Consider the following 26,403-nt stretch of genomic DNA (forward strand, 5'->3'; position numbering starts at 1 on the left):
TTGTCACTTAAATTATTCTTTTATTGATATTTTCTTTAAAAACATAAATCATTTTTTGAACATCGTTGAGCTTATCTAGCAATGGCTTATTTACTTCTTCAGAAATAAAGTTTAGCTTTTCGCATAAGATTAGCTGAGTTTGAAGTTCATAAGAGGAACCGTATGCAATATTTAAAAAATAGTAAAATTCTTTTTCTCTTTCTCTTCCGGCACCTTCTGCTATATTGGAAGAAATTGAAACAGCCGATCTTTTGATTTGTGAAGAAAGTCCATACTTTTCATCATTTGGCATATTTGCTAATGCTTGATAGACGTCAACACATAAATCAATTGAATCATTCCAGATTTTCAATTTTTTAATATTATGCATAATCTTACTCTCAATTTAGTTTCTTATTGGTCTCCTAGTCTCGAGTCTTTAAGTCTCAAGTCTAATTCCTAAGTGGCTTCCCATTCTGCAACATATACTGAATTCTCTCCAATGTTTTTCTTTCCCCACAAAGCTGCAGGAACGTTTCTCTTTCAAGATTCAATAAGTATTGTTCGGTAACTACGGTTGGTTCAGAAAGGTTTCCTCCGACCATTACGTTGGCTAATTTGTCAGCAATTTTCTTGTCGTGTGCAGAGATGAAGTTTCCGGTAAGCATCTGGTCTGTTCCTACATAGAACATTCCTAAGGCATCTCTTCCTAAAACTTTTACTCTTTGCTCGATAGGTTGGGTATAACCTTGTTCTGCCAATAGTTTTGCTACTTTTTTAGCTTCAGCGATCTGTCTGTTTTTGCTTACGGATACAATGTCTTTTCCTTTTTCAAGAATTCCCATATCGTAGGCTTCATAAGCGGAAGTTGCTACTTTACCCATCGCGATATTCATGAATGCTTCACGAAGTCTGTTGTTTTTAACGTCATCGCTGTGGAATTCTCTGGAAGTTCTTAACGTAAGTTCTTTGGTACCACCACCGCCAGGAATTACCCCAACTCCGGTTTCTACCAATCCGATATAAGTTTCTGCTGCTGCAACCACTCTGTCTGCGTGCATCGTCATTTCGCAACCACCACCAAGCGTCATTCCGTGAGGAGCAACGACTACAGGAATAGAGGAGTAACGTACTCTCATCATGGATTTTTGGAAATAAGCGATGGCCATATTCAGATCATCCCAGTCCTGCTCGATAGCCATCATCAGGATCATGGCAAGGTTGGCTCCTACAGAGAAATTGGTTCCCTGGTTTCCAACAACCAATCCGTCGTATTCTTTTTCTGCTAAATCGATAGCTCTGTTTAATCCGTCAAGAACTTCACCTCCAAGAGAATTCATTTTGGAACGGATCTCAAAGTTGATGATACCGTCACCAAGATATTCAATGGCTGCCCCTGAATTGCTCCAAAGTGTTTTGTTCTTTCTGATATTGTCTAAGATAATAAAGGCATCCTGACCAGGAATTTTGTTGTATTCTCCTGAATTTTTATCCACGAAAATACTCTGACCTTCATCATTTACTTTATAGAAAGCCTCTACATTTTTTACCCAGTCTGAAACTTCATAACCAGCATCTTTAGCTAATTCAATACCTTTTTGAACACCTACAGCATCCCAGATTTCAAACGGACCGTTTTCCCATCCGAAACCTGCTCTCATAGCGTCGTCTATTTTGTAAACTTCATCTGAGATTTCAGGAACTTTGTGAGAAACATAAGCGAACAGAGCCCCTAAAGATTTTCTGTATAATTCGCCGGCTTTATCTTTTCCACCAATTAAAACTTTGAATCTGTCAATTGGTTTGTCTATATTTTTCGTTAATTCTAACGTTGGGAAAGAAGATTTTCCCTGAAGTTCATATTCTAATGTATCAAGGTTTAATCCGTGAATTTCAGATTTTCCTTCTGCATTTTTCACTTTTTTGTAGAAACCTTGCTCCGTTTTAGAACCTAACCACTTATTATCCATCATTTTCTGGATATAGTCTGGAAGGGCAAAAACGTCATTAAAGTTGTTGGCTTCAGCACCGCTCTGACGAACGCCATTTGCAACCATGACCAAGGTGTCAAGACCTACCACATCAGCCGTTCTGAATGTCGCTGACTTTGGACGTCCGATAACAGGACCGGTTAATTTATCAACTTCAGAAACAGTCAGTCCTAATTTCTGTACATTGTGAAGGAGATCCATCATGGAGAATACTCCGATTCTGTTAGCGATAAACGCTGGAGTATCTTTTGCTAAAACGGTAGTTTTTCCTAAGAATTTAGCTCCGTAGTTCATGTAGAAATCAACCACTTCAGGAAGTGTCTCAGGCGTAGGGATGATCTCTAAAAGAGGAAGGTATCTCACCGGGTTGAAGAAGTGCGTTCCTGCAAAGTATTGTTTGAAATCATCGCTTCTTCCTTCAATTAGAAAATGAATAGGAATTCCCGATGTATTAGAAGAAATTAATGTTCCCGGTTTTCTGAACTGTTCAATTTTTTCATAAACAGATTTCTTAATATCAAGTCTTTCAACGACTACTTCAATGATCCAGTCTGTGTTTTTGATCTTCTGAAGATCATCATCGAAGTTTCCTACCTTTATTCTATCTGCAAATTTTGGAGAATAGAGAAGGGCAGGACTTGCTTTTTTCAGTTTTTCAAAGTTTTCAGAAGCAATTCTGTTTCTTACCACTTTGTCATCTTTGGTCAAACCTTTTTTCTGCTCAGCTTCTGTCAGTTCAAAAGGAACGATATCCAAAAGGGACACTTCCACGCCAATGTTGGCGAAATGTGCCGCAATACCGCTACCCATAATTCCTGAACCAAGAACCGTTACATGTTTGATTCTTCTTTTCATATGTAAATTTTTATTATTTGCTAAAACCATAGGTTACCATATGGATTTCCTACAATTTATTTTCTGTTATTTAATAATTCGTTTGCAATTTTCATGATTTCGGACATGACCTCCTTGAACGTTTCAATTTTCTCGGGAGCGATCTTCTCCATCACTTTCTTGTTAAAATTAACGACCACTTCTTTTGACATATTCCTTGAATTCAAACCTTTATCCGTAAGTTTAATAATCACTTCCCTTTTATCGGCAGTGGTTTTTTCCTTATAGATATATCCGTTGTCTTCAAGAAGCTTGATGATTCTTGTCAGAGAGGTGGGCTCAATCGCCATTTTAGGACCTAAGTTGGTACTTCGGGTGCCTTCCTTGGGATCAATTTTAAGAAGAGTGAGGGCTTGTACAGCGGTAGAATCATGCTCTTGAGCAAGTTCTGTGTACATTTTAGAAACAGCCAGCCAGGTCTGTTTTAAAACTAAATCTACGTTTTCTATTTTTTCTTTATTATTATCCATCATTTATGTACGAATGGTGTTACCCAAATTTAGTAAATATTATGCATGCATAGTATTTATTAACGTTAAATTTTGTTAATAATCTGATAGTGAATGAGTTAAATTGTATGATTAGCATAATACTATGCATGCATAGTATGTGAAATATTTAACGGAAACGTAGTATTAATGAATGTTTTTAACGGAATCAACTATTTCTTCGAAAGATTCACATTGCTGTTTCGTGGTGTTGGTGAGAATATCCCAAAAACCGTCTTTGTATTCAAAATGCAGGGCAGAAAGGTCTTTTTCGAAATTTTTCTGCAGCAAAGAATAGAGCATTTCTTTATGAACCTGCGGAGCCTGAATGGAAGGCGGAACGAAATTATCATTCACCTGAAATAAGGATACATTCGTCAGTTCATCATGCTGAAGCAATACATCTTCTACAAGCCCGGTGAAAAGCTGGTTATTCTTTACATACCAGATTTTGTCTGCAAACTCTTTGGCCAGTCTCCAGTCGTGAGAGGAAAATAAGATGATTTTATTCTGTTCTTTAGCCAGCCTGCGAAGTGTTTTTAAGATGATAAGCTTGTTTTTCTCATCCAGGTGGGTCGTAGGTTCATCCAGGATAATAACCTGAGAATTTTGGGTGATGGCGCGCCCGATGAATGCTTTCTGCAGATTTCCGTCAGACAGGTTTTTAAGAAGAGTATATTTATATTGTCTGAGATCCAGCTCATCGATGATGTCAGAAACTTCATCCCGGTCTTCTTTCTTTAGTTCAAAATAAAAAGGATAATAAATATATTTCCCCAATGAAATAAGGTCTTCAACGGTATAATGCTGAGGAACATTTGATTTAGAGAAAACGACTGCAATATTTTCGGCAATTTCTTTTACGGAAAGGTCTTTTATATTTTTCTGCTGAATCAAAATTTCTCCGCTTAAAAGAGATATCTGATGCAAAATAGATTTGATCAGTGTGGTTTTCCCAACCCCATTATTTCCAATCAGAAGGCATACGTCGCCCAGTTTCAGATCTGCATGAGCATTTGAAATTAAGGTTTTATCGTAGCCTATATTGGCTTGTCTGATTTCCAGGTGCATGAGTTTGTTGGTTAATCGCAAAGACGCAATTTTTTTACAAAAATAATGTTTTTAAGGCGCAAAGAATTCGACAGAGTCGAATTTTTATACTACTAAATTATAAATGGTTGACAATTCGGGTTACTCCGTTTTTAAAAACATCAGATTGGAAGTTTAATAATAGTCCTAATTTACAATCCGTCATTTTTAAATAGGTCAAGAGCTGAGCTTTATGAATTGAATTGAGATAGTCTACCGTTTTTATTTCTAATATTAATTTATTTTCAAGCATTATATCTAATCTGAACGCATTTTCAATTTTTAAATCTTCATAGATAATGGGAAATAATTTCTGTCTTTCGATTAATAACCCGGTCTTTGAAAGTTCATAGAACAGGCATTCTTCGTAAACATGTTCAAATAATCCGGCGCCTAGTTTTTTGTGGATCTTTAAGCCTGCATCAAAAACTACTTTTGATAATTCATTTTCTGTCATTGTGTTTATGTTTTGCAGATGAATTTACAAATTTGTTGGTTTTACGCAAAGTCGCAAGGCATGATTAAAAATGAGAATATTTTATGACGTAAGAGAATCAAAGATTTTCAGCAAGTACACCGTTTTAGAGTGTGCGGTTTACAATTTTATCGGAGATAAAATCCTAGCGCCTTAAAGCATAATCCTTACGAATTTCTTTGCGACTTCGCGATTAACCAACAAACTAGACAATCTGCAAAATCAGCGAGCAAAAAAAATCTCCCGCAGATTTCTCAAATTACACAGATCCTATTTCCGGTTTAAAAAATTCACCATTGACCATTCACTTATTCACCTTTACACCTTATTCTGCTTCAAAAGCATCAATAAAATCACGGGTATTCCAAATACGGAGCTTATCACATTCAACGGAATCTGTGTTTTTTCTGCTACTACTGAGAAAAGCATCATCACCAGCATTCCGAGAAACATATTCAGGATCCACTGTTGCCATAGTTTGGAAGGATTATAGATCAGTCTGCAAAAATGCGGGACAATAATGCCAATAAATAAAATAGGCCCTAAAAATGCCGTAATGGAAGCCGAAAGTAGGGAAGAAGCTGCAATGATAAGAATCTTCAGCTGACTAAGATTGACTCCCAAGCTCTGAGCATAAGACGTTCCCAATGAATTTCCAATCAATGGTTTTATGGTTTTAAAACAGAAGAAAAGGCCTACGAAAACCAGAATAGATAATACGTAAATCTGGTTTCTGGTCACCATATTATTGGCCCCGAAAGACCATAGAATATAGTTTTTCAGACTCTGATTTTCTGCATAAAACTGTAATAGGGAAACAATTGCTCCGGCAAATGCAGAAACGAGGAACCCGAATATAATGAGATAAGATTTATCCTGAAATTTATTCGACATGGAAAGAAGAACCAGCATCAGGACAAGGCTTCCTGCAATGGCGGAAAGACTGAGGAAACTGTTCTGCAGAAATTCCGGGATCAGAAAATCATGGGAAAAGAAAATATAGAAGGCTACAGATAAACTGGCTACCGATGTGATCCCAAGAATATCCGGACCGGCCAGCGGATTTTGAAAATATTCCTGCATCAGGAAACCTGACGTTGGAATTGAAATTCCGGCTAGCAACATGACCAGGACCCGGTTGACACGGATCTCAGCGATCTGGCTTTGGTCAGAATTCTGAAGAAAATCCTGCAGGTTTAAACTTAAAAATCCCGTGTTCAGATTGATGACCGCAGCAAGAATAATGGCGGCCGTCAGCAGTAAACACAGGATCTTGAATTTTTTTGACATTATTCAGAAAGCATCTGGATGTTTTTATTTTAAAAGGGCTTCGACTTTGGAATTCAATACTTCTTCAGTCATCATACCCAGATATTCATCGGTTTTATCACCTTTTCTCAGGTAGGTAAAAGGAATTGAACCGCCGTCCCACTGTTTGAAATTCGTGGTAAAGAAGGTCTGATCCAGTTTCTGGCCATCTAAAAGTATAATATTGGGAGCAAGGTTGTTTTCCATGGCAAATCTTTTTACAGAACCGTTCCATTCGGATTTGTCATCAAGGTTGATAAACGTAAATTTTACCGGCTTCCCTTTTAGCTCCTCCATTTTGTTTTTAAAGTGAGGAATTTCTCTCATACACGGTCCGCACCAGGTTGCAAAAAAGTTGGTAACGTATAGAGTGTCATTTTTCTGAGCTAAATATCTTCCAAGATTCTCCGGAGAGAGTTCCTTTGATGTATATGAGGCATCCACTGTAGAAGTTGTATGGTCTGTTACGGAAACTGAATCTGCCACAGCGGTATCCTCCATTTTCTGGCCTTCTTTTTTACAACTGTAAAGAGCGGTAAGAATAAGCGTGGATAAAATTATCTTCTTCATAAATTATTTTTTGACTATTTTTGAATTGAAGTATGGAACAACAAATCTATAAAGGGAAACTGATACAGTTTCATCCGTTAAAAATAGCGAAAAAGGTACAACTTACCAAAAATACTTTTTCTCTGGAATTCGATATTACAGAGAATTTACAGGAGAATTTCAAGTTTGAAGCAGGGCAGTTTGTGAGCATAAAATTTATGGCCCATGGAGAGGAAGTGATAAACGATTATTCCATGACATCGGCGCCGTATGAAAAGAAAATCTGCCTCGGAATCAAGGTGAATTCTTCTGAGGGAGCTACTTCAGAGCTATTCAGGAATTATAATATCGGAGATGAACTGATGGTAGGCGAGCCTTCCGGAAGATTTACATTGGTCTCCAAACCAAGCGAGTTCAGAACGATTGTTGCATTTGCTGCAGGTATTGGAATTACTCCGGTCCTGAGCCATTTTAAAAATATTCTGCATACAGAGCCACGCACCAGATTGTTTTTGTTTTTTGGAAATAAAAGTTCGGAAGAAGTTATTTACAGGGAACAATTGGATCATCTTGCCAGAATGCATGGTGACAGACTTCAGATTTTCTACTTTTTTTCAAAAGAGAAAACAGCTGACCAGTTTTTTTACGGCCGACTGGATGAAAAAAAACTGAACTTAATCATCAATCAGATTCTCCATCTGGATGATACAGACGAAGAATCTACCATTTGGGATGCAGTAGATGAAGTACTTATTTGTGGCAAAGGGGAGATGATAAAATCGCTGGCCAATGCTTGCTATCACCATGGAATTCCTAAAAAGAATATCCATTTTGAGCTTTTTGAAGAATATAATGACGATATTTATCCTGTAGAAAAGGAATTTCCTCTGATTGAGAACGTGGAAGTAGCATTCAAAATGCTTGGAAAAGACTATGAAGCCCATCTTCCAGACAATAGAGAAAAGATCCTTCAACAGCTTCTGATTCAGAATTTTCCGGTGCCCTATTCATGTAAATCAGGGATCTGCGGAAGCTGCGAATGTTATCTTGAAGAAGGGGAAGTAGAACTTCTTGAAAATGAATATTTAACGGAAAAAGAAGAGGCCCAGGGAAAAATATTAGCGTGTATGTCTATTATAAAAAGTAAGAAAATAAAGCTTAACTTTGACCTTAGTTGAGAATTATCAGGAACATATTTAACTTAACTTTTATATCAGTAGAAATAGGAATTCTGGTGATATGTCTGTGTAATGCCTGGGTTTTCGGGCTTACCAACGGCCGTACCTATAACAAAATTTCAAAAATTCCGCCGCGTGAAATTGCTTTGGTGCTGGGAACTTCTCCAAAGATGAGATCGGGCATTTCCAATCCGTATTTTACAAAAAGAATGGATGCTGCAGCACTTCTGTATCATCATGGAAAAATCAAAAAAATCATTGTAAGTGGTGAGAAAAGCAGGGGTTATAATGAACCGGCTGCTATGAAAAACTATCTGGTCAATCAGGAAGGAGTGCCGGGTGATATTATTATCGAAGACCCGAAAGGATTTAATACCTATAAAAGCATTCTGCGCTGTAAAGACGTCTATAAAAAGAAGGACGTGATCATTGTATCACAAGGGTTTCATAACCTTCGTGCCTTGTTTTTTGCAAGGAATAATAATATGAACGCATTGGGGTTTGATGCTCAGGATGTCTCAAAACCTGAAAGCTACTACAGAAACCAAGCCCGCGAAGTACTCGCCAGAGTGATTGCTGTAGTCTATTTCATATTGGGAATTTCTCCGGATTAGAAAGGATATCCGAATGCGATATTCAATGTAGGTTTGAAAGGCTGAAAATTCTTAAATCTCCATCGGTCACCATCAGGTTTATTCGGATCATAGATTTTGTAGGCAAGGTCTAGTCTGAATGTGATGTACGCCACATTTACCCTTAAACCAAATCCACTTCCTATTCCCATCTGTCCTAAGAATTTATTGAATTTAAACTCATCTGCGTAACTGTCATTTTCGCCAGGTTTTCTAATGCTCCAGGTATTTCCGATATCGGTAAATATGGCACCCTCATACATTTCATTGAATGGAACCCTGTATTCGATATTCGTGGTCAGCTTTACGTTGTTCGTCATATAGGTACGTACTCTCTCATCAACCTGAGAGTCTGAAGGTCCCAGTCCTCCAAATGCTACCCATGCTCTGATGTCATTGGATCCACCGTTGAAATAAGACTTGATAACAGGCATGTCTTTAGAGTTCCCATAAGGAACACCGACTCCAACAAACTGACGTAAAACCAGGGTCTGGTTGCCATTGAATTTAAAATATTTTCTGGTATCGATGTCAAATTTCACAAACTGAGCATAAGGAATTCCAAAAATGGTTCTTTGTGGGCTTGCCACAACACCTCCGGCATCTCTCTTTTGGTTGAATATACTTAAGATATTACCGGCAAGCTCTACTTTTCCGTTAAAATAAAAGGCGTTAGGATAATCTTTTTTACCAATCTCACTATACACAAAATTATAGATCATAGAAGAGATGATGACATCCTGTGTCTGTCTGTCTTTATTCACAACAGTTCCTTTGAATGCGGTCAGAAGATCAAGTCCTTTCTGGTCAAGTGTTCCCGGATAAGTGGTATCAGTAATGATTTGTCTTGAAATGTAATCAATGGTTAACTGACCAGAGTTAAACTGCTGTTCAAGCTGTGTTGATGGCTGAGTGTCAAAGTAGCTCCTGAATACATCTTTTCTTATAATCTCGTCATTGGCAAAATAATCATAATAGGCATCTTTGTTTTTCGTAAGACTGATCTGGGTATTGAAAAGGGTCAGTCTGTGTGATACCTGATCATTCACATTGGCCTGGTAATTCAATCCTGTATTAAAGTTAACTCTTCCCAAACCTATGTTATTCTGTATCGATGCTCCCAAAAGGATGGAAGAAGTAGGTGTATATCTTTTCGGAAGGAGCTTATAATAATCGAACGGCAGAAGAAGTCTTGGGAAATTTAGGGAAGCCTGTGCGGAAATTTCGTAAGCCAAATCTTTCTTATCAATGTTTTTTGTACTTCTTATGGAACCGAATGTTCCGGAAATGCTGGTAGAAAGGTTTTCTGCTCCTTTGAAAATATTTCTGGTCGTAAGATCCACAGAAGGGGATACCCCAAGATTTAAGAGCTGAGAGTAATTGACATCTGTTCCCACTTTAAGCTCGTATTTCGGAAGGGGTTTCAATAGATAAAGAACGTCTACAATACTGTCATTAGGAGAAGTTCCTCCACCTCTTCTTAAAGAATCTCTGGCCTTCAGAATACTGAAGTTATTCATCGCGATGAAATTTCTTTTCGTAAGATCAAGATTCTTTTGGTCATACACTTTCTTACTGTCTACGATGACGGCTCTCCATAGAGAAGACGTTTTGTAGCTGTTGTCCATTTTATGGAACCTGATTCTTCTTAAACTGTCCTTGATGGTATGTTTGGGAAAGTCACTTGCCTCATTGACAATCGCAACATCAATATTTCCTATTGTGGCCACTTTATAAGGATGATCTGCAGAATCTTTATGGATTTCCAGCGTGAGAGGAACCTGTTTTTTGCTTTTTAGGGAATCTGCTACAAAATAGACCTCTTCATTGGAGTTGTTGAATTTGTAATATCCGTTTTCCCGCATCAGATCAGTAATTCTTATTACTTCTTTTTCAAGAACAGTCTGGTCAAGTCTCTGGCCGGATCTTATAAGGCTCTTATCGAGTTTTTGCCAGTAAAGACCTTTTACGGTAGGATCGGTAATATTGTAATAGTAATCCTTAATATAGGTAGGATCATTATGTTTAACAAAATAATTAACGGCTGCTTTTTTAGACGTTGAATCAATAGAGTGTTTAAGATGTACGTCTGCATCCCAAAAACCTCTGTATATCAATCTCTTTTCGATAGATTCCGTGCTTTTTTCACTTCTGGTCTGATCCAGGATCACCGGTGGCGTTCCCCAGCTGTGAAGCAGACGGTCCAGAAACAGCGTTTTGCCCACACTGTTTTTCATATTGTATTTAAGGAAAAGCGAATCTCTCAGTTTCTGATTTCTCATTTCATCCGGATACGTCATGTATTCGTTGAGTAAAGTATCATACTTTGGATTGGCCATATTATAAAATCCTAAAGTCAAAGGAACAAACAGAAGTTGCTTTTTATTGGGCTTTTGCTGGACGTAATCCTTCAGTTCTTCATCGATGGATTCTTTCTTATCTTCAAACTCAAAAGTGTTCTTAGTAAGCAGATATTCACCGTCCGGAACTTTTTTTGTTGTACTGCAGGCATAAAGGAGACCAACAAATGTTGCAAATGAGATAATTTTATAATATTTTTGAGGAGAATTCTTATAATGCTTACAGCTCATACAATAAAAATTTTACAGTCTTTAGATAAAAAGAAGTTCAGACAAAAATACAATTTGTTTTTGGTTGAAGGTAATAAAATCATTTGTGAACTTCCTCAATCTAATTTTAAAGTTAAAGAAATATTTTCTACCGATCCGCAAAAACTGGACCGTACTGATGTGCCCATTATTCAGATCACTGAAAATGAGCTGAAAAAAATCAGCTTCCTTAAAACGCCTAAAGATTCTGTAGCAGTCTGTTATCTGCCTGAAGATGAAAAAATGGAAGATAAGGATGTTCAGTTGGTTCTGGACGGAATTCAGGATCCCGGTAATCTGGGGACCATTATCCGCCTGGCCGACTGGTTCGGGATAGAACAGATTATCTGCAGCGAAGATACAGTAGATGTTTACAATCCGAAAGTGATTCAGGCCACAATGGGCTCTTTCACAAGGGTGAATATTATTTATACTGATCTTGTGGAATATCTGTCGAAAACGGAGAATGTGAATATCGGAACCGATATGGAAGGAGAAAATATCTATACTTTCGAAAAACCGAAAAAACTGAATCTTATTCTGGGAAATGAAGGAAATGGAATGCGGCCGGAAACAGAAAAACTCCTTAATCAATGCATCACCATTCCAAGATTCGGAAAATCTCAGTCCACAGAAAGCTTAAATGTCTCTATGGCGGCGGGAATTATTCTGGGGCAGTTATTTTCTAGATAGATATCAGATATGAGACATCAGATTTCAGACTGATACATTTTAGATACGGTATGAAATTTTAAATATTACTGGTTAGATCATCGATTTATACATTTGGCTAAGATATCAGATTTCAGACTTTAAATATTATGTGATATATTGATCACCGACTCATATATCTGAAATCTGATATCTGGCATCTGATGTCTTATAAATTTTTATATCAATTGTTCCAGACTCGAAACACTTTTATTTTTCTGATAGACTTCCAGTTTTTTTCTGACATATTTAAGGGCAATAGGAGCGAGGTAGATCATGGCTGCACCAAGAAGTTTTTTCTTCCAGTTCGGGCTTTTCATATTCTTTTTGGCATAGTTTCCCACAACAGCGGTAATGCCTAGCTTGATGAGACTGTCTGTTATATTACCTCCTAACGCAGTACTTGCGATTCCCACAGCAGTTTCTTTATTGATGAACATATCCTTAACTTCGGAGGTCAGATGTCTGGCAATAACGTCTTTTCGCAGAACTACTTTTTCATCACCGTCTTCATCTACTTTTTCTTGCAGATATTGGTCTGTAAGGCCATTTGTGAATGCACTCAGGCTCTCTTTTGTGTTTTTAAAGGTGAGTAGGTTTTCCAGATCATTGATTTCACCCTGGAGCAGCTTTTTCTTTCTTCTCAGTTCTTCGATGCTTTCGTATTTTCTGCCCATAGCTTAATGATTTAAAAATTTAATAACCTGATCTGCGACCATATTGACAAGCTTATTTTTAAAAGAAATAATAAATGCCATTACAATCACATAGAATCCAGCAACAATCAGGAACCCATAAGATGTATTATCCAATGCCTTACCGATAAGAAATGCGATTCCAAAATTAAAAAGGATAATAAAAAAAGTAAAAGCAACTAGCAGCACTACAAAGTAGGTAATGAGCCCTGCAGAAAGAGAAGATTTTTCAGTAGCTTCAATTTTCAGAAGATCTATTCTCTTTGATGCATATTCTTTAATAGTCTCTATCATTGTTTTTTTTTAAAGTTACAAAAAAAGGAACTTTCGCGCAAAAAGTTCCTTCCCATAATTTACTCAAAAAATAAACTATTTATTTTTTAAGATCATTCAGTTCTGCTTCTACATCCTTTACTACGTCTGCAGTTTTTGAAACTATCTGATCTTTGTATTTGTCATATCCGTCTTTTACCGTATGGGCTACATTGCTGGCTGTATCCTTGAAAGTAGAAGAGATATTGCTGTACTGATCTCTTACTTTTTCAGAAACCTCGCCGTATTTGTTTTTAGCCTGGTCCTTTAGGTCACCTGCTTTATCTTTGATTTTTTTTCTTGTTTCTTTACCTTCTTCTGGAGCATAAAGCATTCCTAAGATTACACCTGCTGCAGCACCTGCTAGAAGTCCTGCCAATATACCTGCTGTATTTTTTCCGTTTTTAGACATTTTTAAGCTTTTTTAATAGTTAATAAATATTAGTTTTTACTGGGTCAAAATGTACAATTTGTATACCAAAGGGGGTAGAGTACCTATTAAAAATTGTTAAATCTTTCTGATGTGAGATAGAATCAGATCTATGGTTTCCTCTTTTGTAAGGGCTGTATTATCGATGACGATGGCGTCTTCAGCCTGCTTTAAGGGGGCGATTTCCCTTTCACTGTCGATCTTGTCGCGATCTATAAGGTTTTGTTTTACCTGCTCTCTGTCTGCCTGAATTCCCAGGCCTGCCAATTCAAAATACCTTCTGTTGGTTCTTTCGTCAATACTGGCAGTCAGAAAGAATTTATAGTCCGCATTTGGCAGAACTACTGTCCCTATGTCACGTCCGTCCATAATAATGCCGCCTTTTTCTGCCAGCGAGCGTTGTGAATGGAGCAGGAAATCCCTTACTTCCTTCTGTTTGGCCACAATACTTACATTGTCTGAAACTTCATTGGTACGGATCTGCTTGGAAATATCAATATGGTTGAGATAAAGAACCAGTTCGCCGTCATTGTTCCTGAATTCAAGTTCGATCTGGTCTAAAGAAGAGAACAGTTCCTGAAGATTGATGGAATCACTTCCGTGCATACAGTTCTGTAGGGCAAACCACGTAACTCCCCTGTAAAGCGCGCCGGTATCCAGATGTATAAGCCCCAGTTTATCGGCAATAACTTTAGAGATTGAACTTTTTCCGGTAGACGAGTACCCATCGATAGCTATTACAGGTTTTTTCATACCGCAAATTTCAAGAATTTTTTTAAAAAATCAAGACAACGCAGAAAAAATTTCTTTATTATTCTTAAAGATTGTTTTTATGATTACTCTCCTGCGTGACTGCTAAGGTCCATAGAAACTCCTATCTGGTTCACATTGGAAGAGTTGTGGTAACGGATATGGGCGTAGTCTATACGGAATCTTCTTAATTTAATTCCGAATCCTCCTGAAAGCCCTGAAAAGTTTCTCTGATCTGCCACAGCAAGCTCATTTCCTCTTTTCGCATTATATCCAAGCCTTATATTAAAGCCTTTTTCCGGGAAAAGTTCTGCGCCCACAGAAAAGTGGTCTGCCAGTTTTCTTCCGAAGCCGACTTCCTGTCCATTGACGTTATATTCCTGCGAAATATCGAACTGCTGAAGATCGTGAGCGGTAATAGTGATGGCAAGTGGTATAGCTTTTAGGGTTTTTGTGTAACCCATGTCTATCCTGAAGGGAAGGTTTTCTCTGGTTCCGTTAAAAGATTTCAGCTGAAAACCGAAATTTCTCATCACAAGAGAAAGAGCTTCTTTGTTTTTTTTGTTATGATAGGTGATTCCTGCGGTTCCAGAGACTGCAGAAGAAGTATAGTTGTCAATTTTTGAAGTGATGAAATTGATGCCTCCACCAATAGTCCAGTCTTCTTCAAACTGGTATGCATAGCCTGCACCGACAGATACGTCTGAAGCTTTGAAATCCCCGTTTTGCTCACCGCTTTCGTCGGTTCTGGGAATACTTCCGTAGGTCATGTATCTGGCATTCACAGTGGCCATATGTCCGTTGTCGAAATCTCTGGCATAGGCGATGGTACCATATTTAGAGTCGGCAAGGTAAGTAGCGGCATTCACTGAAAGCTGCTTGTCTGAATCTCTGTTTAAGAGGGACGGGTTTGCAATAGCAAAGGAAACATCATGGTCTCTGATGGAAATTGCATCGCCACCTAAGGCAGCCTGTCTGGCAGATACAGGAATGTTTAAGAAAGTATAAACATTTGTTCCTGTTTGCGCATAAGAAACAATTCCTGACAGAAATAATGAAAAAATGACAATTTTCTTCAATTCAATTTATAATTAATGCAAAAATAATCCTTTTTCGTACTTATCAAAATATTTCTGACATTATTTCTCCGTAAATATTTTTCTTTTTTCAATATTTTTAATGATTATATTTGCAAAATCAAATTTCGGAGAAAACTACTCCGGTAAAGCTTATTAAAAATTAAAGATGAAATATAAAAGAATCCTTCTGAAACTGAGTGGTGAGGCCTTAATGGGGAACAGACAATATGGTATAGACAATGAAAGACTGCAGGAATATGCTGCTGAAATCAAAACTGTAGTAGAAAGAGGCTGCGAAGTAGCAATCGTTATTGGAGGAGGAAACATTTTCCGTGGAGTAGCAGGAGCTGCAAAGGGAATGGATAGAGTGCAGGGAGATTATATGGGAATGCTGGCCACCGTGATCAACGGAATGGCGCTTCAGGGAGCTCTTGAAGATGCAGGAATCAAAACAAGACTTCAGTCTGCGATCGAAATGGATAAAGTAGCTGAGCCTTTCATCAAAAGAAGAGCCGTAAGACACCTTGAAAAAGGAAGAGTAGTAATCTTCGGAGCAGGAACAGGAAACCCTTATTTTACAACGGATACGGCAGCAACTTTGAGAGCGATCGAAATCGGAGCGGATGTGATCTTAAAAGGAACCAGAGTAGACGGTATCTACGACAGCGATCCTGAAAAGAATGCAGATGCTGTAAAATACAACTCATTATCATTCGACGAGGTTTATGCTAAAAACCTTAAAGTAATGGATATGACTGCCTTTACATTAAGCCACGAGAATAAATTGCCGATCATTGTATTCGATATGAATAAAGACGGGAACTTACTGAAGATTGTAGAAGGAGAAAATGTAGGAACTTTAGTGGATTTATAGGGAGCAGGTGACAGATAGTAGGTGGCAGGTGATTTGAAAATTTAATGATTTAAAAATTAAAAGATTCAGCAATTACTCATCGCTTATTACTCATTACCCATTACTTATTATTCATCATTTATAAAAATGTGTAACTTATCAAATTTTAACTATATAATGGAAGAATTAGATCTTATATTAGAATCTGTAAAGCAAGACATGGATGGAGCTATTAAGCACTTGGATCATGCATTTCAAAGAATTAGAGCAGGGCGTGCATCTACGTCTATGGTTCAGGATGTAATGGTAGAATATTACGGAGCGCCAACTCCTATCAACCAGGTTGCCAATGTTTCTGTACCGGATGCCATGACCATCTCTATTCAACCTTGGGACAGAACGGCTATCGGGGCTATTGAAAAAGCAATCATCAATTCAAACCTTGGTTTTGCACCTTCTAATAACGGGGAAAATATTATTCTTAATGTTCCACCTTTAACAGAGGAAAGAAGAAGAGAATTGGCAAAACAGGCTAAAGTAGAAGCTGAAAATACAAAAATAACAATAAGAAATGCAAGACAGGAAGGTTTGAAAGAACTTAAAAAACTGGAAGGTGTTTCTGAAGACGTAGTAAAAGGCGTGGAAGACGAGATCCAGGGTTTTACGGACAAATATGTAAAGCTTTGCGACGAGCATCTTAAGACAAAAGAGGCTGAAATTATGAAAGTATAATTTTCAACCTATCAATTATAAAAAAGCACCTGCCACTAGAGTGCACCCAAAAGTTTAGACAAAATTAAATAATCTTTTGATAATAAAGAGTTCGATATTCTATCGGACTCTTTCCTTTTAAATTAAGTCTTATCCTGTCATTATTATAATAGTTAATATATTGATGGATATCTTCTTTTAATTCCTGTATTGATTTGAATTTTTTCAGATAAAACATTTCAGATTTTAATGTTCCAAAGAAATTCTCTATTACCGCATTATCTAAACAATTTCCTTTTCGTGACATACTTTGGATAATTCCTTTTTGTTTCAAAATATTTTGATACGCTTTCATTTGATATTGCCAGCCTTGGTCTGAGTGGAGGATCAGGTTCTGCACATTCCTTATTTTTCTAAAACTCTTTTTCAACATATTCATAACTTGTGCAAAAACAGGTTTTTCTGAAAGTTCATAACTTATAATCTCTCCGTTAAATAAGTCGATGATAGGAGACAGATATAGCTTGTTCCCAGAAACGTTGAACTCTGTAATATCGGTAGCCCATTTTTGGTTCGGATGGTTAGCTTTAAAGTTTCTTTCCAGAATATTTGATGCTATTTTACCTTGTTCTCCACGGTAAGATTTATATTTTTTTACCCAAATTAAGCTTCTCAATCCCAAGCTTTTCATTAATCGTAAAACTGTTTTATGATTGATAATTATACCCCGATTTTTAAGCTCCAGAGTTATTCTTCTATATCCAAATATTCCTTTATGCTTTTGATAAATTAATTTTATTAAGCCTTTAATATTATCATATTTATCTCCAGCGTTACCCCGGACCAGATGATAATAAAAACTGCTTTTTGCCATACCTGAACAATTCAGTAATATTGCTAAATTATACTTTGGCCTTAACTCCTCGATGGCTTTTGCTTTTTGCTGGCTAGAGCTAAGGCGTCTAACTTTTTTAGATAATCGATCTCAGCACGGAGCCTTTCATTTTCAAGTAAAAGTTCTTGCTCTCTTGTCAAAGATTTATCTGATTTCTTTTTTTTACCTTTATTATTATTCATTATTTTAGGTCTTCCTTTAGGCTTATTTTCTAACCCTAAAATACCACTTTTCTCATAAGCATGTTGCCAATTCAGAATACTGGACTCTGCACCGATATTAAACTTTAAGCATGCCTGTTTAACTGAAAGATGGCTTTCTGATATTGATTGTAAAACCTTCAGCTTAAACCTGGCATCGTAAACTCTGTTATTGGTGCGAAGAAGACCACCAGATCCATGTTGAACATAATATTTAATCCATTGTTTCACCAAAGATTTACTGATCTCTAATTCTTTGGCAACTGAGGATATGGAATTACACCCTTGTAAAACCTTAACAACACAAGCAGTTTTAAATTCTAAACTATATTTTGATTTTCCCATAAAAAATGCCCCTAAAAAGTGTCTAACTTTTTGGGGGCAGTCTACACAGGTGCTTTTACTTTTTATAATAACAGAGTGGTTTTAAAAATAGCCACCGCGTTGCCTTTGATTTGTACCCGTTCCGGTTTTCCATTATTCACCGTTACTTTCACATTCACTGTTCCCAGACGGTTCATCTGCTCACCCTGCCTGCCGTTAAACTCAAAATAATCATTCTGATAATTTACCAACTTGTTTTGAACCAGATATCCGCCCAAAGGACCATTTGCATTGCCGGTCACAGGATCTTCTGTAATTCCTATGGCGGGAGCAAACATTCGTCCATACGTCAGGATATCTTCGTGGTCAGAATCAAATGTAAATACAAAATAGCCATTGCATCCGATTTCAGTACTTAACTTAGTCAGAGCGCTCATATCCGGCTGAAGTTCATTCAGGGTCTTTCGGCTTTTAATGCCAATCATCACTTTTGAATGACCGGTAGACGCAATTTGGATCGGGCAGTTTTCTTCAAGGTCGGAAGCATTTAGGTTTAATGCAGAAAGCAATTTTTGAGTTGTGATATCATCAAATTCCGGACTTAATGTAAAAGCTCCCTGCGTCATCGTGATCTGGTAATCGTCGTCTGATTTTTCAATTTCGATGGGAAGGATTCCAATCTGAGTATTGATCTTTAAAACACAGGATTCAAGATGATCTTCGAGTGCTTTGGCATATAGTGCAGCAATCGTCGCATGTCCACATGAAGGAACTTCTATGGATGGAGTGAAATAACGGACAGTATAATCACTTTCAGTATCTGCAGGAGAAAAAATAAAAGCGGTTTCTGAATTATTGAGTTCTCTTGCTATGGCCTGCATGTTTTCATCATTAAGTCCGTCTGCGTTCAGGACTACACCGGCTGGGTTTCCTTTGAACTTTTCCGTGGTAAAAGAGTCTATCTGATAAATTAGTATTTCCTTCATTTCTAAGATTAAAATTGAAGTATAAATATAGCTAAGACTTTCTGTTCCTGAATTGACATTTGACAATTTCAGAAATAATTTTTTTTAGGATAAGTTTGAGAAAATAATCGATTTAAATTAATGTTTTGAAAGGATGATGAGTTTTTTAGAGACATTTTATTTCACCTTTCTTATCTCTGTTTTTTAGCAAAGACTGGTAGGTTTTCATTAGCTCATCCGTATTGCATTGTGTTTCTTTACTCGGAATTTTGTCAGGAGAGGGTTTTTCTGTCGCATTGGATCTTATGGAATACTGCTTTTCCAGACACTTGATGGCTTTGTTATTTTGAATATAGAGGCGACTTTCCGTAATGTCATCTTTTGTGATAGGTTTTTCCGGGGTACCTCCGTCAAAATTCCAACCCGTATCTTCCTTGAAAATGAAGAACAGATTTCCGTCTTTGATAAAATACTGTTCCGTTGAACCGAAATGGCTATATTCATCGTAGGAATGCTCGATGATCCGGATTTCTTTCTGATCAGAATAGAACGTCACTTTTCCTGATCTTTCGTTGTTGCAGTTGTAGGTAAAACCGGTGGATGTCAATTTTTTTGATTTCAGCTGTTTCTGAAGATTGCTGTATTCGCTTTTAATCTGCTCTATAGGATCTGTTGTAGAATTCTTTTTTACAGTAAGACTGTCTTTTGAAACTGGTGCTGATGTCTGAAGAGCGGTTTTATCCTTGTCATTTTTACATGAAAAGATAAAAGCCAATCCGGCGGCGAGGAACAGGGTTTTCATATCATACTTTTTGGTGAACCCTAAAACTACAAAATTATCTGCAAAACCTTTTTCTCAATACCATTCCTCTTCCAAAACTAATATCGCCGGGCTTTACGTCTGAAAAAGCAAAAATTCTGGACGTTATTTTTACAGGACGCAGTTTGTAATTTCCATTTAGAGAAGCTTTATGGAACAGCATCAGAAAAGCCCCATTGTGTTCCTTCAATATTCCCCAAAGTTCTTTTTTATCATTATCACGAATTAAGAATACACTGTCTTTTTCCACAGAAACAGGACTAATGAATTCAGAATTTCCTTTGGAACAGTAAACGGCGGCCTGCTGCTGTCCTTTAGAGAAAGTGAATAAGAAAAATAAAAAGACAGACGATAAAACGGTGTTTCTCACAATGAAAATATATAAAATTATTAGAATATGAAAAAAAGATTCAGAATTTCTGAATCTTTTTGTTTTGTATAAAGCAAAGTTTTATTTACAGTTTTCGTTGTAATCCGTGATCACTTCTTCCACAATTTGCGGAACATTGGACATCACATCATCGATCTGGCTTTTGATCAGTTTCCCAAGTCCTGATCTTTTCTTCTCGTCATTTTTAAGAGAAGCATAAGAACCGCTGGTCAGTTTACCCTTTGCATAGCTGCAGTCTGAAATGATGATTTTAGCTTTTGCTAAAGTAAGTTCCTCTATTTTTCCTCCTTTTTTGGAATAGATATAAGACGGAGAATTTCTCATTCTTTCCGTTTCCTTTTCAGCTACTGCAATTTGACCTCCAGCAGAGAATGTAGTAGGGTAGCCGTACAGTTTATAAACCTTGATTTTGCCATCCATTACCACTTCTGCAAACTGGGTGCTTTTGGTAAGGTTATTAAAAGCTTTTAAATTACCGCTTAAACCTCCGGTTGCTGTATTGAAGCCTTCTTTGGTATTGGTGTATTTAATCATTTCAAAATGTCTTTCCTCATTGTTTTCATCAATGGCAACATATTCTTTGATGTCATCCGGATCAAGGGTTTTGAATTTCTGCTTCTTTTTAGATTTGTCGATGTCGGATACAGCCACGAATTTTACCTTTTTCTGGTTGCTCCATGGATTCATGGCATCTCCGTTCAGTCTTACGATTCCTTCGATCTTTTTTCCGCCTTTGTCGATGATATAACCGTATTTTTCATCGGTTCTCAATTCGTAATCAGTGTTGTCTTCCTGTGCATAAGCGTTGAAAGAAATCAATGTAAACAAACTCAATAGTAGTACTTTCTTCATGTAATTATCGTTTTTAACAATTTTTTGTAAATATAGCTTTTTATCACTGAGTACAAAACGCTATAACATACCACAACTCCAAATAAAAAGACCCGAAAAACTCCGGGCCTGATCATCTTTAAATCATAAAATTCTTAAATCTTTACATAAAAGAATTACTGATATCTCTTATGTTCCTTATTCTTCGAGAATCTCTTCACAATAGGTTTAAACAGTGCTTTGTATTTTTCAGCATCAAACAGTTGTGAGTCGGTAAGCGCTTTATACGTCATCCATATTCCAAATGGAAGAAGGATCAGGTTCGGAAGCCATGCTGCTAAATAAGGACTCATTCCGCCTCCCCATGAAATATTTTCAATCCCAAGATTCATAACGTAGAAAACAATGAAAATGATAATCGCAATGATCACCGGAAGTCCCATTCCTCCTTTTCTGATAATGGATCCTAAACTGGCCCCGATCAGGAAGAAGATGATACACGTTACAGAATATGAAATGATTCTCTGTTGGTAAATAACTACTTTACTGAAATATTTTATATTGGAGCTGAACTCATTCTTTTTTCCTTCGGCCGTTGTTTTTAGATTTTCAAGCCTGCTATAGGAATTATAGATGATTTGCAATTTCTTTTCTCCTTTTACCGTGTCCAGTTTTACCTGCTGTTTGGCCACTGCTTTGGTCTTGTTCTTGTCCATATAGGTCACCACAGAATTGGTCTGGCTGAGCACATCGGAGCTGATGGAGGTGAAAAAGTCATTGTTATCTTTTTTACTTTTAGCAACGGTGGCATTAAGCTGTCCATACGTCTGAAAACGGTAGTCATCCGTGATTTGCTCCTTTTCAATAGCTTTGTTAATGATCTCACTGATGTCAAAGTGTGAAACCAGCGTGTCAAATTTGATGGCCTGGTCCGGCTGTTTCAGTCTTACATTTTCATTTTGACCGGCGAAATTATCTTCAAATATATATCCGTTATACAGCTCCAGCTTCAGGAAGTTCTTGTTGGCGGCAGGAACGAATTTTCCTTTTTCCGCTACAATAGACTGCTGGTTTTCATAAGTGCTGGCTTTTCTGTGGACAAAAACCCCTTCAATGCTTTCTCCATTTTCCCCGTAGATCTTATCAAACTTCACCATATATCCTGGAATCTGGTCGATGAATTGTCCCGGCGTAAAATTTAAGGCAGGCTTGGTCTGTGCAATGTTGAAAAGCATATTTTTGGCCTTTTTCTGGAAATCCGGAATGATGTTATTGGAGAAAAAGAAAAGCATGACTGCGAGTACTGTTGCAACTCCCAACAGAGGAGCCATGACTCTGGTCAGGGAAATTCCCGCCGCCTTCATGGCTGCGAGCTCATACCGTTCTCCAAATTCACCGAAGGACATGATACTCGCCAGAAGAATCGTAAGCGGAAGTACCATACTGATCACACTTACCCCAAGGTAAAAAAGAAGTTTCAGGATCTGCCAGTAGCTTAATCCTTTTCCCATGAACTGCCCCAGCTGAACCCAGATAATGTTTACAATAAAGATGAAAAACAAAACGCTGAATATAAAGAAAAACGGTCCAAAGAAGGTTTTTATGATATATCGGTCTAGTATTTTTAACATGCGCCAAAATTAATCAAAAAGCCACAAAGTTTACTTGTGGCTTGTATAATTTTTATTACTTTTTATTTAACTGCAAAAAGAAAAAAGGTGAATAAGTGAATTTGTCCATTGAGCCTTTCTCTATTTCACTTTTTTAAAGTTCTGTGATCACGTAGTTTTTGAATTTATTTTTGTCAAAAACAAACATATTTGGATCCAGTTCCTGGTTTTCCTTGTATTCTTTGATAGCAATTACAGCTACGTCTTTATTGTTTCCGTGCTGCTCAAGTTTTACCATCTGCTTTTTCGCTGAATCTACAAAAATGTATACATATTGAATTCCGTTGGATTTTACTGGAGTCAGTTTAATGAAATCAGCATTCACGCCGTTTACATTTTTCTTTCCGTTGTATGTTACGTTGTAGTCATTTCTGTACGTTGAAAGATAGTTGATAGGGGAGAACATGCTGCTGCTTCCGTTTGGCTTTGCAACTGTTACTTCCATATCGTCTGCATTGATGTTGTAGATTTTGCTTCCGTCGAAGATCTGTTCTGTGTCCATGATCTTCAATTTATACTTTTCTCCTGCGGAGTAATAAATACCGGGTTCTGTTTTGGTCACCTGTCCGTTCAAGCCGGTCCCGAAAGAAAATTTGAAATAAGAATTCTTTTTAGACTTGTAGTTGGCCGTGATATCATCCAGAATCTTTTTAGCTTTCGCATCAATTTTCTGTGCCTGGGCAAATCCTACAGCACCGATAACAAAACTTCCGACTATAACTTTTGAAATAATATTTTTCATTTTTTTATTTAATATACTTTAAACATTCTAATGCTTCCCGATTCACTCTGTAAAGCATTTTTCCCTTTAACTACGCAAATCTTCCAAAAACTGTTCCAAAGAATGTAGGTCACTGATAATGACCTCTCTCGCTTTTGCTCCGTTAAATCCACCTACAATACCGGTTGCTTCAAGCTGGTCCATGATTCTTCCCGCTCTGTTGTAACCCAGTTTCAGTTGTCTCTGAAGCATGGAAGTAGAACCCTGTTGGGTAGAAACGATAATTCTTGCCGCTTCTTCAAATAAAGCATCTTTTTCGTTCGGGTCGAAAGTTCCTACTGTACTTGTCGAGTCTTCAGAAACAAATTCAGGGAGTAAGAATGCTGATGAATACCCTTTCTGTTCACCGATGTATTCTGCCAGTCTTTCCACTTCCGGTGTATCTACGAAAGCACACTGAAGTCTTAAGATCTCGTTTCCGTTGAAATAAAGCATATCTCCTTTACCGATCAGCTGATCTGCACCCGGAGAATCCAGGATCGTTCTTGAATCCACACTGGAAATTACTCTGAAGGCAACTCTTGCCGGGAAGTTGGCCTTGATCATACCCGTAATTACATTTACGGAAGGTCTCTGTGTCGCTACAATCAGGTGAATCCCTACGGCTCTTGCAAGCTGTGCCAGTCTGGCGATTGGAAGTTCAACTTCTTTTCCTGCAGTCATGATAAGGTCTGCAAACTCGTCTACAACCAGTACGATATAAGGAAGAAAACGGTGACCGTTCTCAGGATTCAGTTTTCGCTCTGTGAATTTTTTGTTGTATTCCTTTAAGTTTTTACAAAATGCATTTTTAAGAAGATCATATCTCGTGTCCATCTCTATACAAAGAGAGTTCAGAGTATTGATTACTTTATTGGTATCCGTGATGATCGCTTCTTCAGCATCCGGAAGTTTAGCCAGATAATGTCTTTCAATTTTTGAATATAATGAAAGTTCCACCTTTTTAGGATCCACCATGACGAATTTCAGTTCGCTCGGGTGTTTTTTGTAAAGAAGGGAAGTAAGGATCGCATTGATTCCAACAGATTTACCCTGTCCTGTAGCACCCGCCATCAGTAAGTGAGGCATTTTCGCAAGATCGGCCATAAAGACTTCGTTGGAAATTGTTTTTCCGAAAACCACCGGAAGATCCATATCCGTATTCTGGAATTTATGAGAAGCAATCACGGAACGCATGGAAACCATGGTAGGGTTTTTTCTCGGAACCTCAATTCCGATGGTTCCTTTTCCTGGCATTGGTGCAATAATCCTGATTCCAAGAGCAGAAAGATTCAGTGCAATATCATCCTGAAGCTTTTTAATGGCAGCTACTCTGATTCCAGCTTCCGGAACAATTTCATATAAAGTAACGGTTGGTCCGATCGTCGCTTTGATCTCGGAAATACCAACGTTGAAGTTTTTTAAAAGACCTACAATTTTATTTTTGTTTTCTTCTAATTCCTCTTGGTTAATGGAGATTTCTTCATTGCCATAATCCTTCAGGAGTTCTACTGTCGGCATCTGGAATCCTGCCAGATCAAGTTTATGATCATATAAGCCGTGTTTTTCTACCAGTTCCTGAGATTTTCTGTCTGTATCATCCAAAATATCAATGACCGGAGCCACTTCCACATTAAATTTGATATTATCCTGAGCTGGTATCGAGATAGGAGGGACCGGACTGATAGCCGGACTTACCGGTGTTATGTCAAATGCCTGTTCCGGAGTTGAAGTAGGAACAGAAGGTTTCGTGTTCAGATTTAAGCTGACAGGTTTTTCCTCTTCCTCAAAAGAAGTGTGGTTAGGCGTTACAATGGTTTCTATATCTGTTGAAGGCTGAACTTCAGGAAATCCTTTCGGAACGCTTACGGGTTCCTGTTCTTTCGTTTTAGTTTTATTGGAAAGATCGGTAACCGTAACATTGGAAACTGATTGTTCAGCTGCTTCTTCAAGTTCTTCATCTGCTTCAAAGTTTTCCTCTGAGCTAGGCATCATAGATTTTACTCTCCCGATCGTATTGTCATTGATCTTGTCCAATTTGGATTTGATAGAGCTTGGGTGAAGATTGAATTCCAGAATGAAGTATAAAAGGATACTCGCCGCCAATACCACCCAAAGTCCTACAGATCCGATAATGGCGTTAAGATAATCCATGATCTGGTATCCGTACACACCACCCAATACTCCTTGACCTTTAGTCACTGCTCCCATAAAGATAGGTAACCAGCAGATAAAAAACAGAGAATGACCGATGGTTTTCCATGGTTTGAAGGTTCTTTTTTTAAGGATAAGGGTACCCACCACCAAAAATAAGAAGGCAATAATAAATGAGGCAATTCCTATACTTTCGAATATGAAAATGTTCCCCAGCCAGTCGCCGACTTTACCAAAGACATTTGAAGATTGTATTGTTTTGTCTGTCATTGTTCCTGCCTGGCTCTGATCCGCTTTCCAGTTCATCAGATAAGAGACGAACGAAAGGGTCAGAACGACAGAAAAAAGAATGAAGGTAAGCCCGAAAAATATGCGGGGCTTAGATAAGATTTTGCCTTTATCAGGCGATTCAGTCGGTTTTGTCTGTGTCTTTTTATCCATAATATCAATGTGGGCAAATTTAATGTTTTTTCAACATTAATAGAATCTTTTTTTGTTCAAAAGATAGCGTAATTTAGGTTTATTTTTTAAAATTACACTGCGTTTTTGAGATATTTTTTTTCATTAAAATCTAATACGACAGGTGTTTTTTGAACTAGTTCAAATGCTATTGCTTACAGCTGCACTAATTTTGTTCCATAAATTTTAAAAATAAGAAAA

At 37.5% G+C, this 26,403-nt stretch carries 27 protein-coding genes; 5 read left to right on the forward strand and 22 right to left on the reverse strand.

From position 1 onward, the window contains the following. Positions 1 to 7 precede the first annotated feature (7 nt). The 7 genes from N0B48_RS17475 to N0B48_RS17505 form a co-directional block, all read right to left on the reverse strand. Positions 8 to 370, reverse strand: a complete 363-nt coding sequence (locus tag N0B48_RS17475; protein WP_259840227.1) for a four helix bundle protein — start codon at positions 368 to 370, stop codon at positions 8 to 10. 61 nt (positions 371 to 431) lie between these two features. Continuing rightward, the gene (locus N0B48_RS17480; RefSeq protein ID WP_259840229.1) at positions 432 to 2,825 is read right to left on the reverse strand and encodes a 3-hydroxyacyl-CoA dehydrogenase/enoyl-CoA hydratase family protein; all 2,394 of its coding nucleotides are present in this window, start codon (positions 2,823 to 2,825) and stop codon (positions 432 to 434) included. A 56-nt stretch (positions 2,826 to 2,881) separates the two neighbouring features. Continuing rightward, a complete protein-coding gene (locus N0B48_RS17485) occupies positions 2,882 to 3,334 on the reverse strand; it encodes a MarR family winged helix-turn-helix transcriptional regulator (RefSeq protein ID WP_034727924.1) in 453 nt (150 codons plus the stop codon). 165 nt (positions 3,335 to 3,499) lie between these two features. Continuing rightward, positions 3,500 to 4,444: an ABC transporter ATP-binding protein gene (locus N0B48_RS17490; protein ID WP_259840231.1), complete on the reverse strand. Its 945-nt coding sequence runs from the start codon at positions 4,442 to 4,444 to the stop codon at positions 3,500 to 3,502. Between the two features lie 76 nt (positions 4,445 to 4,520). Continuing rightward, positions 4,521 to 4,898 carry a GxxExxY protein gene (locus N0B48_RS17495; RefSeq protein ID WP_259840232.1) on the reverse strand — a complete coding sequence of 126 codons (378 nt, stop codon included), beginning with the start codon at positions 4,896 to 4,898 and terminating at the stop codon, positions 4,521 to 4,523. A 336-nt stretch (positions 4,899 to 5,234) separates the two neighbouring features. Next, positions 5,235 to 6,206: an iron chelate uptake ABC transporter family permease subunit gene (locus N0B48_RS17500; RefSeq protein WP_259840233.1), complete on the reverse strand. Its 972-nt coding sequence runs from the start codon at positions 6,204 to 6,206 to the stop codon at positions 5,235 to 5,237. Between the two features lie 24 nt (positions 6,207 to 6,230). Continuing rightward, positions 6,231 to 6,794 (reverse strand): TlpA family protein disulfide reductase, encoded by a 564-nt coding sequence (locus N0B48_RS17505; protein WP_259840234.1) that lies wholly within the window; start codon positions 6,792 to 6,794, stop codon positions 6,231 to 6,233. A 32-nt stretch (positions 6,795 to 6,826) separates the two neighbouring features. Between N0B48_RS17505 and N0B48_RS17510 the strand changes: the two genes are divergently transcribed. Both N0B48_RS17510 and N0B48_RS17515 read left to right on the forward strand, forming a co-directional pair. Continuing rightward, entirely contained in the window at positions 6,827 to 7,951 is a 1,125-nt protein-coding gene (locus N0B48_RS17510) for a ferredoxin--NADP reductase (protein ID WP_259840236.1), read from the forward strand. 56 nt (positions 7,952 to 8,007) lie between these two features. Then, positions 8,008 to 8,565 (forward strand): SanA/YdcF family protein, encoded by a 558-nt coding sequence (locus tag N0B48_RS17515; protein WP_371830623.1) that lies wholly within the window; start codon positions 8,008 to 8,010, stop codon positions 8,563 to 8,565. Here N0B48_RS17515 and tamL read toward each other — a convergent pair. Next, on the reverse strand, positions 8,562 to 11,174 hold the full coding sequence (gene tamL, locus N0B48_RS17520; RefSeq protein ID WP_259840238.1) for a translocation and assembly module lipoprotein TamL: 2,613 nt from the start codon (positions 11,172 to 11,174) through the stop codon (positions 8,562 to 8,564). The two genes, N0B48_RS17515 and tamL, sit on opposite strands and share 4 nt — an antisense overlap. Between tamL and N0B48_RS17525 the strand changes: the two genes are divergently transcribed. Then, positions 11,160 to 11,885: a TrmH family RNA methyltransferase gene (locus tag N0B48_RS17525; protein WP_090024650.1), complete on the forward strand. Its 726-nt coding sequence runs from the start codon at positions 11,160 to 11,162 to the stop codon at positions 11,883 to 11,885. The genes tamL and N0B48_RS17525 overlap by 15 nt on opposite strands. Positions 11,886 to 12,082: 197 nt before the next feature. On the opposite strand, the gene N0B48_RS17530 is transcribed toward N0B48_RS17525, so the two are convergent. The 5 genes from N0B48_RS17530 to porQ all read right to left on the reverse strand — a co-directional run bounded on the left by N0B48_RS17530 (position 12,083) and on the right by porQ (position 15,169). Beyond that, positions 12,083 to 12,580 (reverse strand): phosphoribosyl-ATP pyrophosphatase, encoded by a 498-nt coding sequence (locus tag N0B48_RS17530; protein ID WP_259840240.1) that lies wholly within the window; start codon positions 12,578 to 12,580, stop codon positions 12,083 to 12,085. 3 nt (positions 12,581 to 12,583) lie between these two features. Continuing rightward, positions 12,584 to 12,892 (reverse strand): phage holin family protein, encoded by a 309-nt coding sequence (locus N0B48_RS17535; protein WP_090024648.1) that lies wholly within the window; start codon positions 12,890 to 12,892, stop codon positions 12,584 to 12,586. Between the two features lie 79 nt (positions 12,893 to 12,971). Further along, positions 12,972 to 13,322 carry a YtxH domain-containing protein gene (locus tag N0B48_RS17540; protein ID WP_259840243.1) on the reverse strand — a complete coding sequence of 117 codons (351 nt, stop codon included), beginning with the start codon at positions 13,320 to 13,322 and terminating at the stop codon, positions 12,972 to 12,974. 96 nt (positions 13,323 to 13,418) lie between these two features. Beyond that, a complete protein-coding gene (cmk, locus tag N0B48_RS17545) occupies positions 13,419 to 14,093 on the reverse strand; it encodes a (d)CMP kinase (protein ID WP_259840245.1) in 675 nt (224 codons plus the stop codon). Between the two features lie 83 nt (positions 14,094 to 14,176). Next, positions 14,177 to 15,169 (reverse strand): type IX secretion system protein PorQ, encoded by a 993-nt coding sequence (gene porQ / locus N0B48_RS17550; protein WP_259840246.1) that lies wholly within the window; start codon positions 15,167 to 15,169, stop codon positions 14,177 to 14,179. 166 nt (positions 15,170 to 15,335) lie between these two features. Between porQ and pyrH the strand changes: the two genes are divergently transcribed. Both pyrH and frr read left to right on the forward strand, forming a co-directional pair. After that, complete coding sequence (gene pyrH, locus N0B48_RS17555) at positions 15,336 to 16,043, forward strand: UMP kinase (protein WP_259840248.1); 708 nt, start codon at positions 15,336 to 15,338, stop codon at positions 16,041 to 16,043. Between the two features lie 156 nt (positions 16,044 to 16,199). Further along, positions 16,200 to 16,754 (forward strand): ribosome recycling factor, encoded by a 555-nt coding sequence (frr, locus tag N0B48_RS17560; protein WP_259840249.1) that lies wholly within the window; start codon positions 16,200 to 16,202, stop codon positions 16,752 to 16,754. Positions 16,755 to 16,818: 64 nt separating this feature from the next. Here the strand turns inward: frr and N0B48_RS17565 are convergent, their stop codons facing one another. From N0B48_RS17565 to N0B48_RS17605, 9 genes are all read right to left on the reverse strand, one after another. Further along, entirely contained in the window at positions 16,819 to 17,661 is an 843-nt protein-coding gene (locus tag N0B48_RS17565) for an IS3 family transposase (protein ID WP_259840570.1), read from the reverse strand. Then, a complete protein-coding gene (locus N0B48_RS17570; RefSeq protein ID WP_259840250.1) occupies positions 17,649 to 18,173 on the reverse strand; it encodes a helix-turn-helix domain-containing protein in 525 nt (174 codons plus the stop codon). The genes N0B48_RS17565 and N0B48_RS17570 overlap by 13 nt, the downstream gene beginning before the upstream one ends. Positions 18,174 to 18,235: 62 nt before the next feature. Beyond that, positions 18,236 to 19,138 carry a PhzF family isomerase gene (locus N0B48_RS17575; RefSeq protein WP_259840251.1) on the reverse strand — a complete coding sequence of 301 codons (903 nt, stop codon included), beginning with the start codon at positions 19,136 to 19,138 and terminating at the stop codon, positions 18,236 to 18,238. A gap of 145 nt (positions 19,139 to 19,283) precedes the next feature. Next, positions 19,284 to 19,919, reverse strand: coding sequence for a hypothetical protein (locus N0B48_RS17580; RefSeq protein ID WP_259840253.1), 636 nt, complete (start codon positions 19,917 to 19,919; stop codon positions 19,284 to 19,286). A gap of 34 nt (positions 19,920 to 19,953) precedes the next feature. Continuing rightward, positions 19,954 to 20,307 (reverse strand): hypothetical protein, encoded by a 354-nt coding sequence (locus N0B48_RS17585; RefSeq protein WP_259840254.1) that lies wholly within the window; start codon positions 20,305 to 20,307, stop codon positions 19,954 to 19,956. A gap of 81 nt (positions 20,308 to 20,388) precedes the next feature. Next, positions 20,389 to 21,180, reverse strand: coding sequence for a hypothetical protein (locus N0B48_RS17590; RefSeq protein ID WP_259840255.1), 792 nt, complete (start codon positions 21,178 to 21,180; stop codon positions 20,389 to 20,391). Positions 21,181 to 21,335: 155 nt separating this feature from the next. Continuing rightward, positions 21,336 to 22,790, reverse strand: a complete 1,455-nt coding sequence (locus tag N0B48_RS17595) for an LptF/LptG family permease (RefSeq protein WP_259840256.1) — start codon at positions 22,788 to 22,790, stop codon at positions 21,336 to 21,338. Between the two features lie 133 nt (positions 22,791 to 22,923). After that, complete coding sequence (lolA1, locus tag N0B48_RS17600; protein WP_259840257.1) at positions 22,924 to 23,571, reverse strand: outer membrane lipoprotein periplasmic chaperone LolA1; 648 nt, start codon at positions 23,569 to 23,571, stop codon at positions 22,924 to 22,926. A gap of 66 nt (positions 23,572 to 23,637) precedes the next feature. Beyond that, positions 23,638 to 26,184 (reverse strand): FtsK/SpoIIIE family DNA translocase, encoded by a 2,547-nt coding sequence (locus tag N0B48_RS17605; protein WP_259840258.1) that lies wholly within the window; start codon positions 26,182 to 26,184, stop codon positions 23,638 to 23,640. Between the last annotated feature and the right edge of the window lie 219 nt (positions 26,185 to 26,403).

Source organism: Chryseobacterium herbae (genome assembly GCF_025154075.1).
In the GTDB taxonomy this organism is placed as follows: domain Bacteria; phylum Bacteroidota; class Bacteroidia; order Flavobacteriales; family Weeksellaceae; genus Chryseobacterium; species Chryseobacterium herbae.

Bases quoted from the DNA above. Each gene is read 5' to 3' on its own strand.
- N0B48_RS17475 (WP_259840227.1), bottom strand. From the start codon at position 370: ATGCATAATATTAAAAAATTGAAAATCTGGAATGATTCAATTGATTTA.
- N0B48_RS17480 (WP_259840229.1), bottom strand. From the start codon at position 2,825: ATGAAAAGAAGAATCAAACATGTAACGGTTCTTGGTTCAGGAATTATG.
- N0B48_RS17485 (WP_034727924.1), bottom strand. From the start codon at position 3,334: ATGGATAATAATAAAGAAAAAATAGAAAACGTAGATTTAGTTTTAAAA.
- N0B48_RS17495 (WP_259840232.1), bottom strand. From the start codon at position 4,898: ATGACAGAAAATGAATTATCAAAAGTAGTTTTTGATGCAGGCTTAAAG.
- N0B48_RS17500 (WP_259840233.1), bottom strand. From the start codon at position 6,206: ATGTCAAAAAAATTCAAGATCCTGTGTTTACTGCTGACGGCCGCCATT.
- N0B48_RS17505 (WP_259840234.1), bottom strand. From the start codon at position 6,794: ATGAAGAAGATAATTTTATCCACGCTTATTCTTACCGCTCTTTACAGT.
- N0B48_RS17510 (WP_259840236.1), top strand. From the start codon at position 6,827: ATGGAACAACAAATCTATAAAGGGAAACTGATACAGTTTCATCCGTTA.
- N0B48_RS17525 (WP_090024650.1), top strand. From the start codon at position 11,160: ATGCTTACAGCTCATACAATAAAAATTTTACAGTCTTTAGATAAAAAG.
- tamL (WP_259840238.1), bottom strand. From the start codon at position 11,174: ATGAGCTGTAAGCATTATAAGAATTCTCCTCAAAAATATTATAAAATT.
- N0B48_RS17530 (WP_259840240.1), bottom strand. From the start codon at position 12,580: ATGGGCAGAAAATACGAAAGCATCGAAGAACTGAGAAGAAAGAAAAAG.
- N0B48_RS17535 (WP_090024648.1), bottom strand. From the start codon at position 12,892: ATGATAGAGACTATTAAAGAATATGCATCAAAGAGAATAGATCTTCTG.
- N0B48_RS17540 (WP_259840243.1), bottom strand. From the start codon at position 13,322: ATGTCTAAAAACGGAAAAAATACAGCAGGTATATTGGCAGGACTTCTA.
- cmk (WP_259840245.1), bottom strand. From the start codon at position 14,093: ATGAAAAAACCTGTAATAGCTATCGATGGGTACTCGTCTACCGGAAAA.
- pyrH (WP_259840248.1), top strand. From the start codon at position 15,336: ATGAAATATAAAAGAATCCTTCTGAAACTGAGTGGTGAGGCCTTAATG.
- frr (WP_259840249.1), top strand. From the start codon at position 16,200: ATGGAAGAATTAGATCTTATATTAGAATCTGTAAAGCAAGACATGGAT.
- N0B48_RS17570 (WP_259840250.1), bottom strand. From the start codon at position 18,173: ATGGGAAAATCAAAATATAGTTTAGAATTTAAAACTGCTTGTGTTGTT.
- N0B48_RS17575 (WP_259840251.1), bottom strand. From the start codon at position 19,138: ATGAAGGAAATACTAATTTATCAGATAGACTCTTTTACCACGGAAAAG.
- N0B48_RS17580 (WP_259840253.1), bottom strand. From the start codon at position 19,919: ATGAAAACCCTGTTCCTCGCCGCCGGATTGGCTTTTATCTTTTCATGT.
- N0B48_RS17590 (WP_259840255.1), bottom strand. From the start codon at position 21,180: ATGAAGAAAGTACTACTATTGAGTTTGTTTACATTGATTTCTTTCAAC.
- N0B48_RS17595 (WP_259840256.1), bottom strand. From the start codon at position 22,790: ATGTTAAAAATACTAGACCGATATATCATAAAAACCTTCTTTGGACCG.
- lolA1 (WP_259840257.1), bottom strand. From the start codon at position 23,571: ATGAAAAATATTATTTCAAAAGTTATAGTCGGAAGTTTTGTTATCGGT.
- N0B48_RS17605 (WP_259840258.1), bottom strand. From the start codon at position 26,184: ATGGATAAAAAGACACAGACAAAACCGACTGAATCGCCTGATAAAGGC.